The organism is Streptomyces sp. NPDC102437 (assembly GCF_044765565.1).
Taxonomy (GTDB): domain Bacteria; phylum Actinomycetota; class Actinomycetes; order Streptomycetales; family Streptomycetaceae; genus Streptomyces.
The window spans coordinates 269,501-289,413 of the sequence record NZ_JBIWKI010000007.1; the positions used below are offsets into that span (position 1 = coordinate 269,501).

23 protein-coding genes and 3 pseudogenes are annotated in these 19,913 nt (G+C 69.7%); 10 read left to right on the forward strand and 16 right to left on the reverse strand.

The window, feature by feature from the left end; all coding sequences use genetic code 11:
* Positions 1-5: 5 nt before the first annotated feature.
* From ACIRJP_RS12110 to ACIRJP_RS12120, 3 genes are read right to left on the reverse strand one after another with little or no spacing between them, the layout of a single operon-like run.
* Positions 6-410, reverse strand: a complete 405-nt coding sequence (locus ACIRJP_RS12110; RefSeq protein ID WP_404171648.1) for a DUF742 domain-containing protein — start codon at positions 408-410, stop codon at positions 6-8.
* Positions 407-844 carry a roadblock/LC7 domain-containing protein gene (locus tag ACIRJP_RS12115; RefSeq protein WP_404171651.1) on the reverse strand — a complete coding sequence of 146 codons (438 nt, stop codon included), beginning with the start codon at positions 842-844 and terminating at the stop codon, positions 407-409. The genes ACIRJP_RS12110 and ACIRJP_RS12115 overlap by 4 nt, the downstream gene beginning before the upstream one ends.
* Positions 841-3,774 (reverse strand): nitrate- and nitrite sensing domain-containing protein, encoded by a 2,934-nt coding sequence (locus ACIRJP_RS12120; RefSeq protein ID WP_404171654.1) that lies wholly within the window; start codon positions 3,772-3,774, stop codon positions 841-843. The genes ACIRJP_RS12115 and ACIRJP_RS12120 overlap by 4 nt, the downstream gene beginning before the upstream one ends.
* A gap of 237 nt (positions 3,775-4,011) precedes the next feature.
* On the opposite strand from ACIRJP_RS12120, the gene ACIRJP_RS12125 reads away from it, so the two are divergent.
* The 4 genes and pseudogenes from ACIRJP_RS12125 (at position 4,012) to mnhG (ending at position 6,197) form a co-directional block, all read left to right on the forward strand.
* Positions 4,012-4,167 carry a CDGSH iron-sulfur domain-containing protein gene (locus ACIRJP_RS12125; RefSeq protein WP_404171730.1) on the forward strand — a complete coding sequence of 52 codons (156 nt, stop codon included), beginning with the start codon at positions 4,012-4,014 and terminating at the stop codon, positions 4,165-4,167.
* A gap of 144 nt (positions 4,168-4,311) precedes the next feature.
* Positions 4,312-5,412: pseudogene (locus ACIRJP_RS12130) on the forward strand (proton-conducting transporter membrane subunit); the annotation flags it as partial.
* 96 nt (positions 5,413-5,508) lie between these two features.
* A complete protein-coding gene (locus tag ACIRJP_RS12135; protein WP_404171733.1) occupies positions 5,509-5,847 on the forward strand; it encodes a monovalent cation/H+ antiporter complex subunit F in 339 nt (112 codons plus the stop codon).
* The gene (gene mnhG / locus ACIRJP_RS12140) at positions 5,844-6,197 is read left to right on the forward strand and encodes a monovalent cation/H(+) antiporter subunit G (protein ID WP_404171657.1); all 354 of its coding nucleotides are present in this window, start codon (positions 5,844-5,846) and stop codon (positions 6,195-6,197) included. Before ACIRJP_RS12135 ends, mnhG begins: the two co-directional genes overlap by 4 nt.
* 93 nt (positions 6,198-6,290) lie before the next feature.
* Here mnhG and ACIRJP_RS12145 read toward each other — a convergent pair whose 3' ends face one another.
* Positions 6,291-6,638, reverse strand: a complete 348-nt coding sequence (locus tag ACIRJP_RS12145; protein ID WP_404171660.1) for a hypothetical protein — start codon at positions 6,636-6,638, stop codon at positions 6,291-6,293.
* A 113-nt stretch (positions 6,639-6,751) separates the two neighbouring features.
* Here ACIRJP_RS12145 and ACIRJP_RS12150 point away from each other — a divergent pair, with 113 nt between their 5' ends.
* The gene (locus ACIRJP_RS12150; RefSeq protein WP_404171663.1) at positions 6,752-7,576 is read left to right on the forward strand and encodes a hypothetical protein; all 825 of its coding nucleotides are present in this window, start codon (positions 6,752-6,754) and stop codon (positions 7,574-7,576) included.
* Positions 7,577-7,623: 47 nt separating this feature from the next.
* Here ACIRJP_RS12150 and ACIRJP_RS12155 read toward each other — a convergent pair whose 3' ends face one another.
* Entirely contained in the window at positions 7,624-8,394 is a 771-nt protein-coding gene (locus ACIRJP_RS12155; protein WP_404171666.1) for an AraC family transcriptional regulator, read from the reverse strand.
* Between the two features lie 101 nt (positions 8,395-8,495).
* Here ACIRJP_RS12155 and ACIRJP_RS12160 point away from each other — a divergent pair, with 101 nt between their 5' ends.
* The gene (locus ACIRJP_RS12160) at positions 8,496-9,308 is read left to right on the forward strand and encodes a sulfite exporter TauE/SafE family protein (RefSeq protein WP_404171669.1); all 813 of its coding nucleotides are present in this window, start codon (positions 8,496-8,498) and stop codon (positions 9,306-9,308) included.
* A gap of 307 nt (positions 9,309-9,615) precedes the next feature.
* On the opposite strand, the gene ACIRJP_RS12165 is transcribed toward ACIRJP_RS12160, so the two are convergent.
* Both ACIRJP_RS12165 and ACIRJP_RS12170 read right to left on the reverse strand, forming a co-directional pair.
* The gene (locus ACIRJP_RS12165) at positions 9,616-10,191 is read right to left on the reverse strand and encodes an NADPH-dependent FMN reductase (RefSeq protein WP_404171672.1); all 576 of its coding nucleotides are present in this window, start codon (positions 10,189-10,191) and stop codon (positions 9,616-9,618) included.
* A 392-nt stretch (positions 10,192-10,583) separates the two neighbouring features.
* Complete coding sequence (locus ACIRJP_RS12170; protein ID WP_404171675.1) at positions 10,584-10,925, reverse strand: hypothetical protein; 342 nt, start codon at positions 10,923-10,925, stop codon at positions 10,584-10,586.
* Positions 10,926-11,018: 93 nt separating this feature from the next.
* Here ACIRJP_RS12170 and ACIRJP_RS12175 point away from each other — a divergent pair, with 93 nt between their 5' ends.
* Positions 11,019-11,318, forward strand: a complete 300-nt coding sequence (locus ACIRJP_RS12175) for a hypothetical protein (RefSeq protein ID WP_404171678.1) — start codon at positions 11,019-11,021, stop codon at positions 11,316-11,318.
* A gap of 182 nt (positions 11,319-11,500) precedes the next feature.
* Here ACIRJP_RS12175 and ACIRJP_RS12180 read toward each other — a convergent pair whose 3' ends face one another.
* The 5 genes from ACIRJP_RS12180 to ACIRJP_RS12200 all read right to left on the reverse strand — a co-directional run bounded on the left by ACIRJP_RS12180 (position 11,501) and on the right by ACIRJP_RS12200 (position 14,609).
* Positions 11,501-11,734: a hypothetical protein gene (locus ACIRJP_RS12180; RefSeq protein WP_404171681.1), complete on the reverse strand. Its 234-nt coding sequence runs from the start codon at positions 11,732-11,734 to the stop codon at positions 11,501-11,503.
* A complete protein-coding gene (locus ACIRJP_RS12185) occupies positions 11,718-11,975 on the reverse strand; it encodes a hypothetical protein (RefSeq protein WP_404171683.1) in 258 nt (85 codons plus the stop codon). Before ACIRJP_RS12185 ends, ACIRJP_RS12180 begins: the two co-directional genes overlap by 17 nt.
* The gene (locus ACIRJP_RS12190; protein WP_404171686.1) at positions 11,963-12,247 is read right to left on the reverse strand and encodes a hypothetical protein; all 285 of its coding nucleotides are present in this window, start codon (positions 12,245-12,247) and stop codon (positions 11,963-11,965) included. The genes ACIRJP_RS12185 and ACIRJP_RS12190 overlap by 13 nt, the downstream gene beginning before the upstream one ends.
* An 8-nt stretch (positions 12,248-12,255) precedes the next feature.
* Positions 12,256-12,537 carry a methyltransferase gene (locus ACIRJP_RS12195; RefSeq protein WP_404171689.1) on the reverse strand — a complete coding sequence of 94 codons (282 nt, stop codon included), beginning with the start codon at positions 12,535-12,537 and terminating at the stop codon, positions 12,256-12,258.
* A 416-nt stretch (positions 12,538-12,953) separates the two neighbouring features.
* Complete coding sequence (locus tag ACIRJP_RS12200) at positions 12,954-14,609, reverse strand: MFS transporter (RefSeq protein ID WP_404171692.1); 1,656 nt, start codon at positions 14,607-14,609, stop codon at positions 12,954-12,956.
* 161 nt (positions 14,610-14,770) lie between these two features.
* Between ACIRJP_RS12200 and ACIRJP_RS12205 the strand changes: the two genes are divergently transcribed.
* Positions 14,771-15,790 carry a helix-turn-helix transcriptional regulator gene (locus tag ACIRJP_RS12205; protein WP_404171695.1) on the forward strand — a complete coding sequence of 340 codons (1,020 nt, stop codon included), beginning with the start codon at positions 14,771-14,773 and terminating at the stop codon, positions 15,788-15,790.
* On the opposite strand, the gene ACIRJP_RS12210 is transcribed toward ACIRJP_RS12205, so the two are convergent.
* Complete coding sequence (locus ACIRJP_RS12210; protein WP_404171736.1) at positions 15,765-16,037, reverse strand: hypothetical protein; 273 nt, start codon at positions 16,035-16,037, stop codon at positions 15,765-15,767. The genes ACIRJP_RS12205 and ACIRJP_RS12210 overlap by 26 nt on opposite strands.
* A 32-nt stretch (positions 16,038-16,069) precedes the next feature.
* Positions 16,070-16,309 (reverse strand): annotated as a pseudogene (locus ACIRJP_RS12215) (NAD-dependent epimerase/dehydratase family protein); the annotation flags it as partial.
* Positions 16,310-16,329: 20 nt separating this feature from the next.
* Between ACIRJP_RS12215 and ACIRJP_RS12220 the strand changes: the two are divergent.
* Together ACIRJP_RS12220 and ACIRJP_RS12225 are read left to right on the forward strand one after the other, a co-directional pair.
* Positions 16,330-16,515, forward strand: a complete 186-nt coding sequence (locus tag ACIRJP_RS12220; RefSeq protein ID WP_404171697.1) for a hypothetical protein — start codon at positions 16,330-16,332, stop codon at positions 16,513-16,515.
* Between the two features lie 336 nt (positions 16,516-16,851).
* Positions 16,852-17,352: a hypothetical protein gene (locus ACIRJP_RS12225; RefSeq protein ID WP_404171700.1), complete on the forward strand. Its 501-nt coding sequence runs from the start codon at positions 16,852-16,854 to the stop codon at positions 17,350-17,352.
* A gap of 136 nt (positions 17,353-17,488) precedes the next feature.
* On the opposite strand, the gene ACIRJP_RS12230 is transcribed toward ACIRJP_RS12225, so the two are convergent.
* Together ACIRJP_RS12230 and ACIRJP_RS12235 are read right to left on the reverse strand one after the other, a co-directional pair.
* Positions 17,489-17,728 carry a hypothetical protein gene (locus ACIRJP_RS12230; protein WP_404171703.1) on the reverse strand — a complete coding sequence of 80 codons (240 nt, stop codon included), beginning with the start codon at positions 17,726-17,728 and terminating at the stop codon, positions 17,489-17,491.
* Positions 17,729-18,346: 618 nt separating this feature from the next.
* Positions 18,347-19,712: pseudogene (locus tag ACIRJP_RS12235) on the reverse strand (IS1380 family transposase).
* Between the last annotated feature and the right edge of the window lie 201 nt (positions 19,713-19,913).

Here is a 19,913-nt window from a genome sequence, read left to right on the forward strand (position 1 = left end):
TTGGTTCAGAGTCTCCGGAGTCCGTCACGAACGGCGGCCAGCAGGCCCATGTCGGCGCCGCCGGCCGCCTGCGCCACCGAGAGCGGCGCGCGGGCCGTCAGCAGGCCCTGGGCGACGAGGTCGGCCAGCAGGATCTTGGTCACCGACACCGGGAGGCCGAGGTCGGACGAGAGCTCGGCGACCGCGGACGGCCGGCGGCAGCGCTCCAGGATCAGCCGGTGTTCCGGCTGGAGCCGCCCCGGCAGGATCGGCGCACCGCTCTCGTCCCGCGGGTCCTGTGCGGTCGTCAGCACGGTGATGAGGCTGAAGTCGTCCCGCTCGGGAGCGGTCCGGCCCCGGGTGATCGTGTACGGGCGCACCATCGTGCTCGCCCCGTCCTCCCCGGCGTCCTCATCCCAGTAGTCGGTCACGGGCGCTGCCCGTCCCCGGGACCGAAGGCGTCGAACTCGCCGCGGGCCGGGGTGGAGAGTTTCTGCCCGACCTGCTGGACGAGATTGTGCATGGCGAGGGACATGATCTCGGCGTCCACCTCCTGGGAGGCGACCACGGCCAGATGGGTGCCCTGGCCGGCCGAGATGATGAACAGCCACAGGTCCGCGAGTTCCACGATCACCTGGTGGACGACGCCGCCGTCGAAGAGCTGGCCGACGCCGCGGGCCAGGCTTTGCTGACCGGTGCAGATGGCGGCCAGCCGTTCGGCATCTGCACGCTCGACGCTGCGCGAATGGCTCACCACGAGACCGTCGTCGGAGAGCAGGACGGCGTTGCGGGTTTCGGCCACCGAATCCACCAGGCCGTCGAGCAGCCAGTCGAGGTCCTGGTGTGTGGCGGTTGTGCGTGTCATGACCGTTCTTCTCTCGTGGGATGCGGGGTGGCGGGCGGCGCGGGCCGCGGTGTCGTCTCCGAGGCCGCGCGGGCCGCGCGCGACCGGCGCTGGAAGGCGCCGATCGCCGCTCCGGCCCGGTGCGGGACCGGTCGTGCCTGGGGGTTCTCTTCCGGGCCCGGCGGTCGGGGCACGGTGTTGCGGGTGGCCGGGGTGACCCGCAGCTCGTCCACCAGGCTGGCCTGCCGGACGCGGCGCGGCAGCGGTGGTTCGGCACCGGGCGCGGGCGGGGTGCCCGGCGCGGGCCGGCCGGAGCCGTTCTCCGCACGGACGGACTCCGGGTCCGGCGGTGCCGGGTGGTCCGGCTCGGACACCGGCAGCCGCGCCGGGCGGTTGTCGCCCTGCCCGGACGGGTGGGGGCCGGATACCGCGAGGCCGGCGGTGTCCGCGGGGCCCATGGGACCTGCGGGCCCGGCGAGCGGCGGATGACCGGACTCGGCACCTGCGGAGTACGGAGCGGGGTAGGGCTGTTCCGGTCCCGGGTACGCCCCTGCGGGAGTGGGGTAGGACGGCGGCGGGTCCACCGGGTACTGCCCGGCGGCCGTCATGTAGGGCTGTTCGTCCGTGCCGTAGGGGGACGGAGCCGGGTGCGAGGTGAACGGCCCGACAGGCGCGGTGGTGTAGGCGTCGCCGGTGGGCATGGGCGCCCCGTACCGCTCCTGCGGCCCCGGGTGCTGCGGGGCGGGCCCGGCGTTCTCCGGGCCGGCGTAAGGCTGTTCGTGCTCCGGGGCCGCGTAGGGGTGCTCCTGAGCGGCGGGGTACGTGGTCCCGGACGGCTGCTGGGCCGGTTCGGCGGTCTGGTGCGGCTGCTGGGCGTAGGGGGTGCTCGCCGCGTTGATCGCGGTGACGTCGGCCAGGGCGCGGCCCTGGACGCGGGTGGGCAGCGGCCGCCCGTCGGCCCTCTCCGGCACCGGAGACGCGGCCGACGCGGACGCGGGTGCCGGCGCGGCGGCCGGGGGCGCCACAACCACCGGGCCGGAGTTCGGTCCGGGGACGATGAGTTCGTCGGGGACGAGCAGGACCACGCGGGTGCCGCCGTACGCCGAGGAGCGGAACTCCACCCGCAGTCCATGCTGGTTCGCGAGCCGTGCGATCACGTACAGGCCGAGCCGGATGTCCTCGGAGTGGGCCAGCACGTCCATCCGGGGCGGCCGGGCCATCAGCTCGTTGGCCGCTGCCAGCTGCTTCTCGTCCATCCCCAGGCCGCGGTCCTCGACCTCGATGGCCAGACCGCGGCTCACCTTGGCCGCACGGACCTCGACCGGGTTCGGCGGCCGGGAGAAGCTGAGCGCGTTCTCGATGAGCTCGGCCAGCACGTGCGTGACCGGGCCGACGGCCCGTTCCGACAGCCAGGTGCTGTCGTTCAGGTCCAGCGCCACACGTCGGTAGTCCTGCACCTCGCCCTGCGCGGAACGCATCACATCCAGCAGCGGAACCGGCTTGCGCCAGCGCCGGTGCGGGGTGCCGCCCGCGAGGATCACGAGATTCTCCTCGTACCGGCGCAGACGCGCGGTGAGGTGGTCGAGGTCGAAGAGACCCTCCAGGATCTCCGGGTCCTCGTGCTTGCGCTCCAGGTCGTCCAGCTTCCTCAGCTGCTGGCCGATCAGCTGCTGGGTGCGGCGGGCGATCCGCTGGAGGAGCCGCTCGAACCCGCGGTGCTGTTCGGCCTGCTTGACGGCCGCAGCCAGCGCGCTGCTGCGCGCCAGGTTGAGCGCGACGCCGAGCCGGGTCAGCTCGTCGCCGTCGCCGTTCTTGGCATCGTGCTCGATGGCGCGGGCCTCGGTCTCGACATCGATGCGCTCGCCCAGGGCCAGCCGGTCGACCAGGTCGGGCAGTGCTTTCTCCAGCTCCTCGGCCCGTTCCTGGAGGCCGCTGATCCGGCGTCGGAGGTTGCGGGTCAGACGCCAGGTGGTCCAGATGACCGTGATCACGGCGAGCAGCCCGACCACCGTGGTCAGCGCCACTGTGAGCAGCAGGGACCGCACACTGTTGTTGCCCGCCTCGCCCACGGAGGCGGTGCGCTTCTCCAGCAGGGCCTTGAGCTGGGTGTTCACGCCGTCCATCGCGCCCCGCCAGGTCTTCCGGTCGGCGTCGAGGTCGATGAAGCCGGAGCTGTCGGCCTGCGAGGGACGCAGTATCCGGTTCTCCAGCCGTGTCTTGGTCTTCCAGGCCGGGCTGTGGACGAGCTTCTCCCACGCGGCCTTCTCGTCCGTCGACAGATACGGGACGACCTGAGTGGTGTACAGGAGCGGCTGGCCCACGATGGCCTCCTCGACGTCGGCGAACTCCTCGACGCCGAGCTTCCCGTCGGACCAGCCGCGCGTCAGCAGGGCGTCCGAGCGGGAGACCATCTCCTTGACCCAGAAGAGGTCGACGAGCGGCTGGGAGAGCGTGCTGATCCGGCCGTCGTCGACGTGGCTGAGCGCCCCGAAGAGCTCGAGGTCCGCCGCGATCAGGCCCGAGTAGTAGGCGTACACGGCCTGCTGCTGCTCGGCCCCGCCCTTGTCGACCAGGGCGCGCTGGACAGGGAGTTGGCCGATCTCGGTGTGTGCCGTACGAACGGCGTCCCGGACCTCGGACCGGTCGTCGTCGGCCACCACGTCGGAGAGCTCCTGGAAGCTCTTGATGGCGTCGTCGGTCAGCACCCGCTGCCGTCGCAACGAGTCCTCGGCGCCCTTGTGCCCGTCCAGTACGTCGGCGCTGAGCCGACGCTCCTCCTGGAGGCTGTAGTACACGATGGTGGACGGCTGACCGGCCATCTCGGCCGACTTGTCCTGGGCAGCCTGGCGCTGGAAGTCCGCCAGGGTCTGACCACTGGTGACGGCCCAGAGTGCGGCCAGAGCGACTCCCGGAACGACGGCCAGTACGAGAAGGGCTGTCCGCAGCGACATGGTGGTCGATTTGGTCCGCCGTGAGACGCGCGTGCGCAGGGCGTGCTCCTAGACGATGGTGCCAGTTTCAGGACTGGCCAAATCCGTTGGAACTTTGATGGATAGATATTAGTCACATGACGAAAAATGAAAAGAAACTGGTCTCTCATGTGCATCACCGATCACACACAGTTCCACCATCATGCTGCGGAAGTGCCGCTTCCGGCCCGCTCCGAGTAGCGGGCCGGAAGGCTCTCGCTGCACGACGACGGTGCCCTCCACCTGCGCGGGGTCCTCGAAGTGGCCACCGCCGAGGGGCCGCGCCAGGAGACCCGGGTGATGTTCTGCGGCTGCGGACGCACCGCGAACCGGCCGTACTGCGACCACAGCGGGGTCTGCGGCGAGCGCGGGTGAACCCACCGCGCGGTGGGGGCGCGGCGCGCCGTACGGGTGAAGCAAGATCGGCGATATATCTGTATTGAGTGCTGTTCGCCCGTTACGTATCGCTCGAACCCAGGACGCCAGTCCGCGCAGGGCGCGGAACGCCCCCGGGGCCGTATGACCGCGCTCATCGTCTGCCACTTCGTTCTGGCCGCCTTGGCGCGCCCGCTGGTACGGCGGCTGGGCAGACGCGCCTTCGTCGTCCTCGCGCTGCCGCCGGCCGCCGCCACCGTGTGGGCGGCCACGCAGTGGAACACCGCGGCGTCCGGCTCCGCGGTCACCTGGTCGTGGCGGTGGATGCCCGCGTACGGCGTCACCGTCGCGCTGCGGTTCGACGCGCTCGCCGAACTGATGGTGCTGCTCGCGGCCGGGATCGGCACGCTCGTCCTGCTCTACTGCGCCTCGTACTTCACCGACGAAACCCCGCAACTGGCCGGATTCGCCGGGAATCTCCTGGCGTTCGCGGGCGCCATGCTCGCCCTCGTCCTCGCCGACGACCTGATCTCGCTCTATGTGTTCTGGGAACTGACCACGGTCTTCTCGTTCCTGCTGATCGGATACGAAAGCGAGCGGAAGCACAGCCGCCGCTCCGCGTTCCAGGCGCTCACCGTGACCACCCTCGGCGGTCTCGCTATGTTCGTCGGCTTCCTGATCCTTGGTCAGTCGGCGGGCACGTACCGCATCTCAGCCATCCTCGCCGACCCGCCCCGCGCCACCCTCGCGGTCTCCGTCGCGGTGGTGCTGATCCTGTGCGGGGGCCTGTCGAAGTCGGCGTTCTGGCCTTTCAGCCTCTGGCTGCCCAACGCCATGGCCGCGCCCACGCCCGTCAGCGCCTATCTGCACGCCGCCGCGATGGTGAAGGCCGGGGTCTACCTGGTCGCGCGGCTCGCGCCCGGCTTCGCGGACGTTCCCGTCTGGCGGCCCGTCGTGATCGTCCTCGGCGCCGCGACCATACTGCTCGGCGGCTGGCGCTGCGCCTGAAACGACCTCAAACTCGTCCTCGCCTACGGCACCGTCAGCCAGCTCGGCTTCCTCACCCTGCTCGCCGGGGCCGGTAACCGGGACACCGCGCTGGCCGCCGCCGTCATGATCCTGGCCCACGCACTGTTCAAGGCCCCGCTGTTCCTCGTAACCGGCATCGTCGACCACACCGCGGGCACCCGTGATCTGCGCAGGCTCTCCGGCGTCGGCCGGGCGCTGCCGCACGTCTGCGCGGTGGGAACGGCTGACCGTACGGGCCTTCGGCACCGCGGACGAGATCGCCCGAGTCGCCGCACCGCCGCCACCGACCGCGACCGACCGGGAGGGCGACGCGTGAGCGCACCGGAGACCGTCGACCGGGCACTGCTCACCGCGGCCGTCGTGGTGATCGTCGTCGCCGGAGCGGGGCTCCTCGCCCGCATCTGGTTGGGCCCCTCCATGCTGGACCGGGCCATCTCGCTCGATGTGTGCGCGGCCCTCATCATCGCGGGCCTCGGCGCCAAGTCCGCCTTCGCGCGCGACCCGTTCTACTTCCCGATCATGCTGGTACTGGCGTTCCTCGGATTCACGGGGTCGGTCGGCATCGCCCGCTTCATCGCCGTACGCGACAGACCGCCGCGACGCGGCACGAACGGGGACGGCCCCGACACCCCCGAGAGGAAGAAGCGGTGAACGTCTGGTTCCAGATCCTCGACATGGCGGGCGCGGCCCTGGTCTTCGTCGGCGCGGCCATCTGCCTGCTCGGTGTGATCGGGATGCTGCGGCTGCCGGACGTGCTCTCCCGCAGCCATGCCGCGACCAAGCCGCAGACCCTCGGCATGCTCCTGGTCCTCGCCGGGGTCGCCCTGAGACTGCGCAGCGGCATGGACCTGGCGACCCTCGGGCTGATCGGCTTCTTCCAGCTGATGACCGGCCCTGTCGCCGCCCACCTCGTGGCACGATCCGCCTACCGGACCGGCCAGATCGACCACGGCGAGCTGCTCTTCGACGAACTGGACGAGCAGCTGACCGAGGAGAAGTGAGCAGTGAGAAGTGACGGGGCGGGGCCCTCCGGCATCCGTGCGTTAATGCCGGGGGACGGGGGCCCCGCCACTTCATCGCCCGGACGTATCGCGTCAGACGTCCCGGTTCAGCACCGGGTTGTGCCGCCCAAGGATCATGTCCGTGCGCGCCGGAAGCGCCGAGTCCACCATCTCCGGCTGCGGGAACACCCAGTAACGCCCCTCCGCGATCTGCTCGAAGCACCGTCGCGCGTGCTCCAGCGGCGTGATCCCCGCGGAGTCGGCCCGCGCCTGGAGCCGCGCGTTGAACGCGGCGACCTCCGGCTGAGCTCCCTGGCCGGGAGCGTCCACCTTGAAGCTCTCGCTCCGGACGGACTCCGGGAGGACGACCGACACCTGGATGTCCGACTGCTTCACCTGCAACTCGACGGCGACCCGGCCGACCACCGCGGCGCGGTCCACCGGATCATCGACGACCACATGCGCTCGGCCACGGAGCTCCCCGACGACCCCTCCTGAAGCGCGCGAGGCGTGGCAACAGGACCGGCACCCGGGTACGGCCTAGCCTCCGCATCATGCTGCGTATCGCCGACACCCGCACCGGCCACCTCGTGGAAGTCCCCGCCGCCCCACGCCACCTGCTGCGCAGCCGCGTCCAGCTGCCGGACATCGACACCTGCACCGGGCCGGACAACGGCACCGGGCTCGGCCCCGTGCACCTGCGCGTCCCGCTGATCGGCGACGTACTGGCCCGCACCGCCGAGCTGAACGGCCTCCAGGTCATCACGGTCCTCACCACCCCGGAGCTGACGCCCGACCGGGCCCGCGCCCTGGACCGGGTCATGGCGGTGCTCGGCATCCATCCCCCCGCAGTCGTCGGAGCCCACCGCCCGGACGCGGCACTGGGCGGCCCCGCCGACGTCCACGTGGTCTCCGAGGGCACCGACCCGGCCGATGCCGAGGGCGGCGCCCTGATCGAGGTGGGCCGAGTCACCACGGCCGCACCGACCCAGGACCTCCCCGCCCCGGGCACACCCGATCCGACGGACACCGCCGACCCGCTGGCCGTGCGCCTCCTGCTGCTCACCAGCCCCTACGGAACACCGATCACGGTCACCGGCGCCGCGCTCGCCGAGGCCAGGCGGACACTGCGCGACTGGCGCCGGTCGGTCGCCGACTGGGCGCAGGAACCGTCCCGGCCGATCCCCGCCGATCTGCTGCGGCAGTCGTACGCGGCGCTCGCCGAGGATCTCGACGTCGCCGCCGTCCTGGCCCTGCTGGCCGAGCTGGCGGACCGGCCCGATGTACCGCCGGGCGCCAAGTTCGAGACCTTCGCCCACCTCGACCGGGTCCTCGGCCTGGACCTGGCCCGCGACGTCGGCCACCAGCTCCCCTCGTGAAGGCCGGGCACACGAAGACCCAGCGACCCTGGATCAGCGATCAGCGATCAGCCCTCCCGGCCCCGGTACGCCGTCGGTGGCCGGCCCAGGAGCTTCTTGACCGCGGCCGTGTAGGCGGCGGGGTTGTCGTAGCCGAGCAGGCCCGCGATACGTGTGACGGGCGTCCCCGCGGTGAGGTGCTGGAGGGAGTGCAGGACGCAGGCGCGCTGCCGCCACTGCGAGAAGGTCAGGCCGGTGCCGCGCCGGAACATGCGGGCCAGGGTGCGTTCGCTGACGTTGAGGGCCGCGCACCAGCGCGCGGGCGGGTCATGGACGTCCGGCTGCTGCAGGAACGCCTCGCACAGTCCGCGCAGCCCCGGATCGGACGGCAGCGGCACATCGAGGGGCAGCGGGGTGAGGTTCCTGAGCTCGTGGAGGATGAGGGTCGCGACCGCCGCGTCGCGGCTGTGCTCCGGGTAGCGCGGCTCCATCTCGACGGCTTCCAGGATCAGCGCCCGGAGCAGGGCGGACACATCGACGGCCTGGCAGCGGGCCGGAAACCACGGCACGGCGGCGGGCTCGATGTAGAGGCTGCGGGTGGAGACGCCCGTCATCGCGACCTGATGCCTGGTCCTGGGCGGGATCAGTACGGCGCGGGCGGTGGGCACCGTCCAGCTGCCGTCCGCCGTCTCGACCCGCATGACGCCGGTGGCGGCGTACAGGACCTGGGCGCGTCGGTGCTCGTGCCGGGGTAGCAGGTGGTCAGGGGGGTAGTCGGTGCCGATGGCCAGCACGGCACGGTCGAGCCCGTCCACCTCCGCGACCGGAATGTTCCGCATGCAGCGAGGCTACGCGCGACCGAGTGCCGTGTCTGCTGTGCGTAGGAAGTGGGCAATTCATCGATTGCCCGCCAAGCCCGGCGCTTCCTAATGTCGGACCAGTGCTGACCTCCTTCCTCACCCTCCTGTCCCTCGGCTGCCTGACCGGCATCACGACCGTGCTCTTCGGCTTCGGCGGCGGTTTCATCACGGTCCCCGTCGTCTACGGCGTCCTGACCATGACGGCGCGTCCCGGAACCGACGCGGACGCCATGCACATCGCCGTGGCGACCTCGGCGGCCGTCATGGTCGTCAACGCCGCTGCGGCGGCCCTGGCCCAGTGTCGTCAGGGCCGGCTGCGCCGCGAGTACGTCTGGCCGCTGGCGGCCTTCATCGCGGCGGGCGCCGTCGCCGGATCCTTCGCGACCACCTTGATCGGGGGCACGGCGCTGCGCCTTCTGTTCGCCGCCTACCTGCTGGTCACGATCGCCGACAGCCTGCTGAGGAAGGGCTTCCTCTCGGTGGCGGACCGGACCCGCCCACAACCCCTGGAGCGGGGAACCGTCACCTTCGGCGGCCTCGGCATCGGCCTCGTGGCGGCCGGCCTGGGCGTGGGCGGCAGCGTCATGACGGTCCCGCTCCTGCGGCGCAGGGGCCTGGCCATGGCCGAGGCGACCGCCATGGCCAACCCCCTCAGCGTCCCCGTCGCCGTGGCCGGAACCCTGGTCTACGCCCTGGCCCCCACCATCCCCGCCGGCCCGGGACAGCTCGGGTACGTCGACCTCACCGCGGGCGCCGCCCTGCTCATCGGCTCACTCCCCACCATCGCGGTGGCCAGACGTCTCGTCGGCCGCGTCCCGGACCGCGTCCACTCCGTCGCCTATGTCGCGCTGCTCGTGGTCGTACTGATCGTGATGCTGGCCCTGGGCCTCTGACGCCCGCAGCACCCACGCGCGCCGCCGCACGCCTTCCCGGTCCTCACACGTACAGGCCGGGCGGCGGTGAACGTGTGTCAGATGTCCCGGAACTCGCATAGCGCCTTCACCGACGTTGCCGGCCTGACCTCAGTCCTCGGCCCGAGCCTTGACTACCGGCACGGCATCACCAGCCTGTTCGCGGCATTCAACACCGCCGACGGCAGCGTCACATCGGAACTGCACCGCCGCCACCGGGCCATCGAAGTCCGGGTTGCGGCGCCGCCCCCAAGGGGATGGGGTGGCCCCGCGCGGCCGATACGGTGCCTCACCCAGCCGGCACCGCATCGCCGTCGGAATCCGCTGCGGCCTTCGCGCGCAGCGGTTCGAGCGCCACCGACCAGGCGACGACCTCGTCCAGCATCGTGTTCATCGCCGCTTCCTGCCGCTCCCCGGGCCGGAACACGCCCGTCGAGGTCGGGTCCGTCATGTCGCAGCCGGTGTAGTCGAAGTCGTCGAACACCGACAGGACGACCTGGCTACGCACACCGGCGACCTTCACCTCGGCCAGCGTCAGCCGCAGATGCTCGACGGCACGAGTGCCGCAGTGCACGGCGTAGCTGACGAACCCGGCCGCCTTGTCGTTCCACTCGCCGAACAGGTGGTCGATCGCGTTCTTCAGGGCCGCGGTCATGGAGTGGTTGTACTTGGGCGTCACGAAGACGAATCCGTCGAACGAACCGATGGCGGCGGCCCACCGCCGCGTGGCCTCGTTGCGGTACTGGCCGAACATCGCGGGCACGGGCTCGTCCAGCAGCGGCAGCGCGTAGTCCGCCAGGTCGACCAGTTCGAAGGTCACCTCGCCCACCATCGCCGCAGGATGCCGCGCGGCGACCCTTGTCACGCAGGTTCGCCATCACCTCCAGCACCCGGTCGACGTCGTCGGCGTGCAGCCCGGTCGTCGGCTCGTCGAAGACGTACGTCAGGTCGGTCAGCGCCGAGCCCAGGTGGCGCACCATCTTCACCCGCTGCGATTCGCCGCCCGACAGCGTGCCCGTACGGCGCTGGAGGTTGAGATAGCCCAGACCGAGCTCGACCATCGCGGCCAGCGCGGTGCGGATGCCGTCGACGACACCGGCCATCGCCGGGTCGGTCCACTTCTCCGTGAGCGCGAGCAGCTCGGCGATCTCCATGCTCGTGCACTCGGCGATGCCTACCCCGTTGACCCGGACCGAGCGGGCCTCGGCCGACAGACGGCTGCCCTCGCACGGCGCATGTCGAGGTGGTGGAGATGAGCTAGACCGCGGCACGCACGTGCGGCTGGAGCGATTGGAGTTCCTTGTTCAGGTACAGACGCCGCAACTTGGGCACGAGACCCTCGTACGTCACCTTCAGCGAGCGGCTGTCGACCTTGGCGTGGTCCAGGTACAGCAGCGTCCTCCACGCCTCGTCGTTGTACTCGCGGAGCGGGAGGTCGGGGTCGAAGAAGCCGGAGTTGACGAAGATCGACCAGAACGCGGAGTCGACCGCGAAGGTGGGGAAGAGCAGCGCGCCCTCGTTGAGGGAGCGGTCGCGGTCCACCAGCCGGTCGATGTCGACATCGGTGACCACCCCGGTGCCCGAACAGGACGGGCACATGCCGGCCGGACGTTGAACGAGAACCGGCTGGTCGAGCCGATGTGCGGGGTGCCGTGGCGGGAGAAGAGCTGGCGCAGCAGACCATAGGTGTCGGTGGCGGTCCCGATGGTGGACCGGGGGTCCGCGCCCAACCGCTTCTGGTCCACCGTCACGACGGCCGAGAGGTTGCGCATACTGTCGACGTCCGGGCGCACCGTTTGCGGCAGCAGCCCCTGGACGAAGGTCGGCTGGGTCTCGTTGAGCAGGCGCTGGGACTCGGCCGCGATGGTGCCGAGCACCAGCGAGTTCTTGCCCGAACCCGAAACCCCGGTGAAGACGGTGAGCGCGCCCTTGCGCACGTCGATCGAGACATCGCGCAGGTTGTTGGTCCGCGCCCCGCGCACCTCGATGTAGCCGCTGTCGTGGGACAGCCGACCTGCTCGCGGCTGGTCGGCGGCTCGTTCCGTGCTGCCCGCTGTCGATGCCTCGGTCAATGATCGGGCGGGGTTCAAAGATCCTCCTGTGGTTCCTGGGGTGTCAGGCTATGAGGAGTAGAGGTCAGGGGCTGACCTCTACTCCTCATGGCTCCGCACGTCCTACTCGGGCCCCAATACGTCCAGTTCGAGCGCGCCCATCGGGCAGGACCTCATCAGCCGCTCCATCCGGCGGACACCACCGGGCGGGTCGTCCCCCTCCCGCAGGACGACCTGTTGCTCGGGGGACCGGAAGATCGCGTCCGACAGTCCCTCGCACTGCCGGTGCATCTCGCACCTTCGGGCGTCGAGCCCGACCACGGCCAGTACGGCACCGGCGTCAGGACGCTCGTCCATGGAACGTCACATCCATCCTCTCGATCCCGCGGATGGTGTTGTGCAGCCGCCACGTGGGCTTCGAGACCTCGATCCGGCCGACGTGGCGGACGAGCGCCGCCAGCAGGCTCTGCCCTTCGAGGCGCGACAGCGCCTGACCGACGCACGCGTGGATGCCGTGCCCGAAGCCGACGTGCTGGGCTACGCCCTGCCGTCCGACGTCGAAGGACTCCGGGTCCACTTCGGTCTTCAGCAGGTGCACCGACGTGGTGAGAAGTAGGAAACCGTGTTGTGCTTGAAGTTCTCGCCGTCGTACCGCTTCTTGAGATCGTCGATCGACCGCCACTGGATGTAGTTGGCCGCGCAGGGCCGCGCCACTCCGGCGTACAGGGTGGACGACCGCCAGCCCGGGTAGTTCGCGATGGCGATGATGCCCCGCATGGCGTCCAGGAGAGTCTTCTGCTTCTCCGAGTCCGTGGTGTTGAACAGGTTGAACACGGTCAGGGAGCCGTTCTCCGGCTCGATGATCAGCATGCGTCCTCCTATGAGATTCTCTTTCCTTCGATGACGGACTGCAGGCCGGCCCGGGCGACTCCGACCAGCTCGATACCGACCTCGGACATCAGGGACCGGAACTCCTGCACGGTGCGCTGCTTGCCCTCGCAGAGGACGAGCATGTCCATGTCCATGAGGGAGATCGCCCGGTCCGCCGTGTCGTCCAGACCGGCCACGGCCTCGACGACGGCGAGATGCGCCCCTTCGCGCATGGCCGACGCGATGTTCTTGAGAATGTGGCGGGACCGCGCGTCGTAGAGGTGGGGCACCGCTGCAGGGGGAGTCCGTGCTTGTCACACTCTGTTGTCGATGCAGAGGCGGCGCTAGGTATCCCCATGGGATGGTCCTGGGAAGCGGTGCCCGAACGACGCAGAGTGCTGTGGGACAGGGCATGGGCACCCGTCCTGCAGCACTCTGCGGGGGTGTAGCCGGACGGACGGTGCGGCGTGGGCCGAGTACCGCCGTCCTTCGGTTGATTGCCTATGGGCCGTGTCCGGCGGATCACGGCCGGGGTCGCGGCGTCCGGTGCGGCACTTCGCGGCGTTGCCCAAACGTCCCCGTAGCTCCTTCCCCAAGCTCTCAACTCCGTTCGAGCAGGGGAGACTCCACCGAAGACGCTCCGGCGCCTTGCGACGTACCGCACCGGACGCCGCTCCCTGCCCGACCCTGATCCGCCGGAGACGGCCTAGGAGGCGTGGGTCCGACCGGTGTTGATCCCGGCGTCCGGTGCCGCGTCGGCGGCGTTGCCCTCTCCCCACTGCTGGGCGCCCTGCTTGGGCCGGGGGATGAGGAAGGTCGCCAGCATGCCGAGGGCAAGCAGTGCGGCACAGGTGTAGCCGTTGATCTGGATCGCGTGGGACATGGCGTCGCGGGCGGCGTCGGCGGCGGACGCCGTCTGCGGGTTGTCGCCCAGCCCGGAGATCATTGCGCCGGCGCTGTCGGAGACCGTCGAGGACAGCTGGTCGGCGTCGTTCTCGGGCGTTCCCTGCTTGACGAGCCGGTCCGACAGGTCGGAGGCCAGTGCCGTGAAGAACGTCGAGGTCAGGACCGCGATACCGAGTGCGGAGCCGAGCTGGCGGGCGGCGCTCTGGATTCCTGATCCCTGGCCGGCCTGCCGCGGCGGCATGTCCGCCAGGACCACGTTGGTGACCTGGGCGGTGGCAAAGCCGACCCCCATGCCGTACAGGAACAGTGCGATGGCGATGACCCACCACTGGGATTCGCTGTCGGCCAGCAGGCCGAACATCAGCAGGCCGGCGGCCTCCAGGGCCAGACCGATCCGGACCAGGCCGACCGGGCCGGTCTTCTCGGCCATGCCGAAGCTCGCACCGCTCGCGAAGAAGCTGCCGACCGCGACGACGAAGACCAGCAGCCCGGTCTGGACCGGGGAGTAGTCCAGGGCGTACTGGAGCCACAGTGGCAGCACGGCGAGCATGCCGAACTCGGCCAGGGCGATGATGAGTGTCGCGATGTTGCCCGTGCTGAAGGACTTGATGCCGAACAGCGAGGTGTCCATCAGCGGCGTCGTGCCGCTGCCCGGGGTGAGCCGCACCTGGAGGAACAGGAAGAGACACACCACCGCGGTGACCAGGGCGACCGGGATGACCGACAGGCCCGTGCCGTCCCCGAAGGGACCGAAGTCCTTGCGCGGCTCCCACCACCCGTAGTTGCGTCCCTCGATCAGCGCGAACGCGAGAAGTCCGAGGCCCAGCACCGACAGCACCGCGCCGACGGCGTCGATCCGTCCCGGCTGGCGGGGGGAGGGCTGGCGGAACTTCATGACGCCGACGAGGATCAGTGCGACGACCGCGATGTTGATGCCGAAGGCCCACCGCCAGGAGTAGTCGGCGAGCCAGCCGCCCAGCAGCGGTCCGACCGCGGCGGCCGCCCCGATCGTCGAGCCCCATATGGCGAACGCCTTGCCGCGGTCCGGACCCCGGAAGGTCAGATTGAGCAGCGCCAGTGACGTCGGCATGATGATCGCGCCACCGACACCCTGCGCGAACCGGCTGGCGATCAGTAGCTCCCCGGTGGGCGACACCGCCGCGGCGATGCTGGCCAGCCCGAAGATCACGGTCCCGATCATGAACAGCCTGCGCGCTCCCAGGATGTCCGAGAAGCGGCCCATCACCAGCAGCAGGGCGGCCAGGATGATCGCGTAGGACTCCTGGATCCACTGGGCACCGAAGGCCGAGATCTCCAAGTCGTCGATGATCGGCGGCATCACCACATTGACGATGGTGAAGTCCACGACCACCAGCGAGACACCGAGGGAAATGGCGACCAGGCCCAACCAGGCGTCCCGGTTGGTGGGTGAGGGCCGAGCCGGATTCTCGGACACAGCGTTCCTCCGTTCTGTTCGATGGGGGTGCACCCGGTTCGGTCGCCGAGGGCGAGGTACTGGGGGTGTCGGGGAGGCGTCCTGCCTCCGAGCCAGTGGCACCCTGTCAGAAGAAGAGGACGTATTCTGACCTCTACTGACATCAATCCGGAGGGCAATCCGTGATCGCCAACCGAACGCTGGAACTGCTCAGCCTGCTTCAGGCCCAGAAGGAGTGGACCGGCGACGGTCTGGCCGAGCGGCTGGGGGTGTCCCCGCGGACGGTCCGGCGCGATATCAACCGACTGCGCGAACTGGGCTATCCCGTGACGGCGCGCAAGGGCCCCTCCGGTTTCTACCGCTTGTCCCGCGGAGCGCGACTGCCCCCGCTGATAGTCGACGACGAGCAGGCCATCGCCATCGCGCTGGCCCTGCAGACGGCTCCGGCCTCGGTGACCGGCGTGGGGGACGCCACGAAGCGGGCGCTGAACTCCATCAAGGAGCTCCTGCCTCCGCACCTGGCCCGCAGGCTGGCGACCTTCTCGATCGAGCAGATAGAGAACGCCTGGGAGCTGGCCCCGCCGCAGGTCGATCCGGCGCTGCTGGCGCAGCTGAGCGCTGCCGCGCAGCAGCGTGAGCTGGTGCGGTTCGCCTATCGGTCCATCGACCGCGACCCCGAGGAGGACGACGAGGTCCTGGCCGAACCCCATCGGCTCGTCGTCTGGTCCGGGCGCTGGTATCTGGTGGCCTACGACCAACGCAGGAATTCCTGGCGCACCTACCGGCTTGACCGCATCGGGCAACTGACCTCCACCGCTTGGCGGTTCGGTCGGCGGGAAGTGCCGGAGGCGGACATCACCCGCTTCGTCCAGAGCCAGCCCGACCGGGGGGACACCGCGGACACCTGGCCGTGCTGGGGCACCGTCCTGATGGAGTGCCCCGCGACGCTGGTGGCGAAGTGGGCTCCGGGTGCGGCGAGCTTCGAAGCGATCGACGAGCGGATCACCCGGATTCGGATGGGGGCGTGGTCCTGGTCGGCGCTCATCGGCTTCCTCGTCACCTTCAACTGCCGCTTCACCGTCGAAGGCCCGCCCGAACTCACCGAAGCGGCCCGCCAGGTGGTCGGCCGTCTCGACGTCGGGGTGCCCCTGTCCGGCGAGCGCGCGCCGGAGCCGGTCAGTTCAGTCCAAGCCGGTACCTGAGATCGGAACGGACGGCCCGCATTCCTTCCTCGATGTTCAGGAACGGGGACGACGCCAGGTCCGTCCACACCTGTGAGGTGACCGAGAGATCGGCGTTCGGACCCGCCACCACGGGCTCGTGCGCAACGGGCACCGGCCGGTCGAAGAGACGCTCGGCCACCTCCAGGAGCTCGTCGATCCGGAAGGGCCGACCGCTGGCGAAGATCTTGCAGACATACGGGTCTGTCCCCTGGGTACGGGAACGCACTGCCTCCATCGCCGCGACGGCCGGGCGCAGTCCCGTGCGTAGATGTAGTCGCGCTTGGTCTCCAGCGCGGCTCGCAGCGGCAGGGGTTCGCCGCTCAACTGGGCCTTGATGATGGCGCTGACCAGGCCCTGGTTCTTGGCGAGATTCTGTCCGGGGCCGTAGAGATGAGCCGGCCTGAGAAGATCTCCTGCCCGCTCGGTCTCTCCGGTGCCCCCCGCGGGGGCGCTCGGAGTGTCTGCGCGGTCCACTACCAGGAAGCTCCTGGATATCACGCAGACGAGGAGAACACGTCATGACCGACATCAACACCGACATCTGCAGCATCCTCACCCTGGCCGGCGACCCGTGCACGAGCCCGGTCGTGTGGGAGGTGACGCCCGATCGCGACGTCGCCCCGTATGTCGCCTGTGGTCAGCACGTCACCGCGCCCATCATGCGGGCAAGCGAGCTCGTACCGTTCAGCGCCCGGCCGATCTAAATCTCCGGACGTCCGGAAATAATGGGCAGGGCCCCCGCGGAACTACTCCGATGGGGGCTTCCTGCTTTCGGAAGACTTCCCGGACCCGGGAATAATGCAGGTCAGGCCGTTATTGTCAGGGCACTGCCTAAAATGTCGATGTCAGGCGCTGCGCGCCACCCCTGGCTCCAGCAGGAGCAAGCGCTGGGTGGTGGGCTCCAGCGGGACCAGGCTCCGAGACAGGATCCCCAGCTTCACCCCGGCGGCAGCAGGCGCCAGCGACCACACGCTCGTACCTGTAGTAGTGGCGGAGGGAAGCCATTGGCGCCCGCGAAATTTCGACCCGCGGAGTCCCCCGTGCCTGCCCGTGAGTGCTACGTCATGAACCCCGCGTACGTCAACTTCTCCTGCATGGGCGTCAGCACCGCCGTACGCTGCTGCTCGCTGCCCCAACTGGATGACGAGGACTGCCCCATGACCGCCGTGGCCACCGAGACGACTGACGCCATGTTCGATGCCATCGCCACCATCGTGGAGAAGGATGGCTTCTTCCTCTGGAAGGTGCAGGGCCTCAAGATGATCACCGGCGACAAGCGGGCCGGCGCCCGCAAGGTCGAGCGCATGGAGAAGGAACTCGCCGACCGCGGCATCCTCCACTTGCCCCGCCAGATCCCGCGCGACGAGAAGGCGAAGGTTCTCTTCTACGCCCCCAACGGCGGCAAGGGCCTTGGCACCCTCATCCGCCACCTCGTCGGCGCCAATGACATCTACCTCTCGAACGAGGACCTGGAGCTCGTCGGCGCCATCCTCGGCAAGCACCGCGATGCCGTTCGGACGGTCGAGGCCACCGAGAGCTGACCTCGATAGCCAGCACAGACCGGCGCCGGGACTCACGAGACAGGTGCTGTACTCATGGGGCAGCGGACGGACATGCCTTCGTCGCCCCGATTCCGGGGCTCCCGCGGATTCGTGAGGCCCCGATGCCACGCAGAACTCACTTCGCGGGGCAGGTCTTGCCCGTCTCCTCGGTGAATGTCGCGCCGCCCTTGGGCAGCTTGATGTCGCCCTGCCAGAGGTTCGGCGTGTACGTGCCGTACGTCAGCAAGTTCATCATCTCCGCCTGACCATTGCCGCCCTTGCTGCCGCCTGTGGAGCAGGCGATCCGGATCTGGTGCTGGCCGATCTCCTTGGAGTCGGTGGCGACCTTCTCGAACACGCCGCGCAGATTCTCCATGGAGTCGACCTCGAGTGTGCGGGACGCGGCAGACAGCGCGGGGAGCTTGGCCAGCAGGCCGATTCGGTCGGCCGAGGCAGGCGAAGACGTCGCGCAGCAGCCCGTTCGCCCCCTGCAAGGGACGCCCGCGCGTGGCTACGGAACGGGACCGTATGCCTGCATCTCAGCTACGTCAAACTCTCCGTCAGGACTTTCGCGATACCTATGGCCTGGGCTTTTACTGTCAAACCGGGAAGAAAAAACTGAGACCCCGTCACCCTGAGTGAGGGTTTCGGGGCCTCGTGCCAGCGTCTCCGTATCGGGCGCTTCGTCAGCGAATTCGGCTGACCCTGCACAGTCCCTGCACAAGATGCCGGAAGATGTCGACAGGGATTGGAAGACGTTTCCGCAGGTCACAGCCCGATTCTGGGCCCTCGGTGCCTTTTCCTGCTTGACCCTAGTTTGTCCGTATCCCTAGCCTCGAAGTTTCGTGACGGTCCGCTGACGGAGTCGGTGGACCGTTTTCGTGCCGTGGGCTGAGGCTGTGCAGGCCGAGGGCCCGAGGGTCGCCTCGGGGTGGCGCCGGGTTCCACTGCTCCGGTTGTTGAGGTGCTGTCGTAGGGACGGGGAATTCGCTGGTCAGCCGGGGTCGGGCAGTTGGGTGAGCCGGTCGAGGGCTGCGGTGATGTGACCGGTCCAGGGCCAGTGCCGGGCCAGGCGGAGGATGCGCCGACGTCCGGTGGTCACGAGCTGTCCGGCTGCGGTGAACAGGCGGAGCCGCAGGCGGCGGGGCTCCCAGAGACGGGCCTTGCCGGTCAGGGCGAGCATCGGCATCCAGGCCAGCAGGTCGAGAGCGATCTGCACGATCTCCAGCCAGATCCGATTCTGGGCCGTGTGGTGCAGGGGCAGGTTGCGCAGGCCGGTGGCCCGGGCGGCGCGGATGCGGTCCTCGTCTCGGGCCCGCAGCCGGTGACGGAGCTCGAGCTCGGCGATCGGCCGCCCCGAGGTGTTGGTGGCCAAACAGGTCAGCCGCATGCCATCCGCATCCGTGAGCCGCAACTGGGCCCCGGGGTGCGGCCGTTCCTTCCTGACGATCAGCCGCATGCCCTTGGGCCAGCCAGCCAGGAGGTCGCCGGTGAGTTCAGCGACCCAGGCACCGTCGCGGATCTCGCCGTCCGCCTCGACGGCCGCCGTCCAGGCCGATGCCGGAACCTTCAGCACATGCTGGTGGACCTGCTCGGTGATCACCATGCCGACCGAGTAGGACAGCCACCGTCCCCGCTGAGCGAGCCAGGCGACGAAGTCGTGGGTGCCGCCCGCGGAGTCGGTGCGGATCAGGGTCCGGCGCCCGCGCCGGTACTTCTTCGGCAGTTGCGCCAATGCCAGTTGGGCGGCGGTGATGTGGTCGGCTGCCGTGTTCGATACCGCGTTGCCTGGTCTGAGCAGGGCCGCGACGGGTTCACCCGTGCCGCCCGGTCCGTGGTCGACGAACCCCATCAGCGGGTGGTGGCCGTAGGTCCGCTGCGGCGTCCTGCTTGTCGGAGTGCGCGATCACCAGCACCCCGTCGAGGTCCACGGTCACCGTCCCGCCCGCATCAGGCGCTTCCCGGCCGGCCAACCGCCAGACACGTTGGCGGATTTCAGCCCGCGCGGCACGGATGGCCCGCAGAGCCTTCTCCCCGGAGGCTGCGAGGGTGTCGATGAGGCGGGACACCGTCGGGTCGGAGGCCACCGGCCCGAACACGGCCGGCTCGGCCCGCAGCATGCCGACATCCGCGAGGCAGTCCCCGCCCAGCGCGACCGCCAGGGCCACGTCCAGCAGGATCTTGCCCGGATCGTGCACCGCCCGAGCCTTCCGCCACGGCGTCAGCGCCGCTGATATCGCGGTGTCCAAGCCGGCCTTGCGGACGGTCTCGATCAGCAGCACGCCCCCGGCCTGCGAGACCACCGCCTGGCCGCCGCCCTCGATACGGACACGCGGGTACGACCCGATACGCTTCTTCACCTGGAGAGTGCTTCTTTCCGTGCAGCCAACAGGACCCTCGACAAGTCCCATCGTTGCAGGTCAGGAACACTCTCCGCTTGTTTGATCAAGCATCGGACACCCCACCTCGGTCGGGTAGCGGGGACGCATCGCTGCGTCCCCGCCCCCTCAGAACCGTGCTTGCGCCTTCCAGCGCACACGGCTCAAGCGGGCCTATGGCCG

Excerpts from the sequence above, each read along its gene's own strand:
- ACIRJP_RS12115 (WP_404171651.1), bottom strand. The coding sequence starts at position 844 with ATGACACGCACAACCGCCACACACCAGGACCTCGACTGGCTGCTCGAC.
- ACIRJP_RS12120 (WP_404171654.1), bottom strand. The coding sequence starts at position 3,774 with ATGTCGCTGCGGACAGCCCTTCTCGTACTGGCCGTCGTTCCGGGAGTC.
- ACIRJP_RS12150 (WP_404171663.1), top strand. The coding sequence starts at position 6,752 with ATGCTGCGTATCGCCGACACCCGCACCGGCCACCTCGTGGAAGTCCCC.
- ACIRJP_RS12155 (WP_404171666.1), bottom strand. The coding sequence starts at position 8,394 with ATGCGGAACATTCCGGTCGCGGAGGTGGACGGGCTCGACCGTGCCGTG.
- ACIRJP_RS12170 (WP_404171675.1), bottom strand. The coding sequence starts at position 10,925 with ATGTGCCCGTCCTGTTCGGGCACCGGGGTGGTCACCGATGTCGACATC.
- ACIRJP_RS12180 (WP_404171681.1), bottom strand. The coding sequence starts at position 11,734 with ATGGACGAGCGTCCTGACGCCGGTGCCGTACTGGCCGTGGTCGGGCTC.
- ACIRJP_RS12190 (WP_404171686.1), bottom strand. The coding sequence starts at position 12,247 with ATGCTGATCATCGAGCCGGAGAACGGCTCCCTGACCGTGTTCAACCTG.
- ACIRJP_RS12220 (WP_404171697.1), top strand. The coding sequence starts at position 16,330 with ATGACCGACATCAACACCGACATCTGCAGCATCCTCACCCTGGCCGGC.
- ACIRJP_RS12230 (WP_404171703.1), bottom strand. The coding sequence starts at position 17,728 with ATGGAGAATCTGCGCGGCGTGTTCGAGAAGGTCGCCACCGACTCCAAG.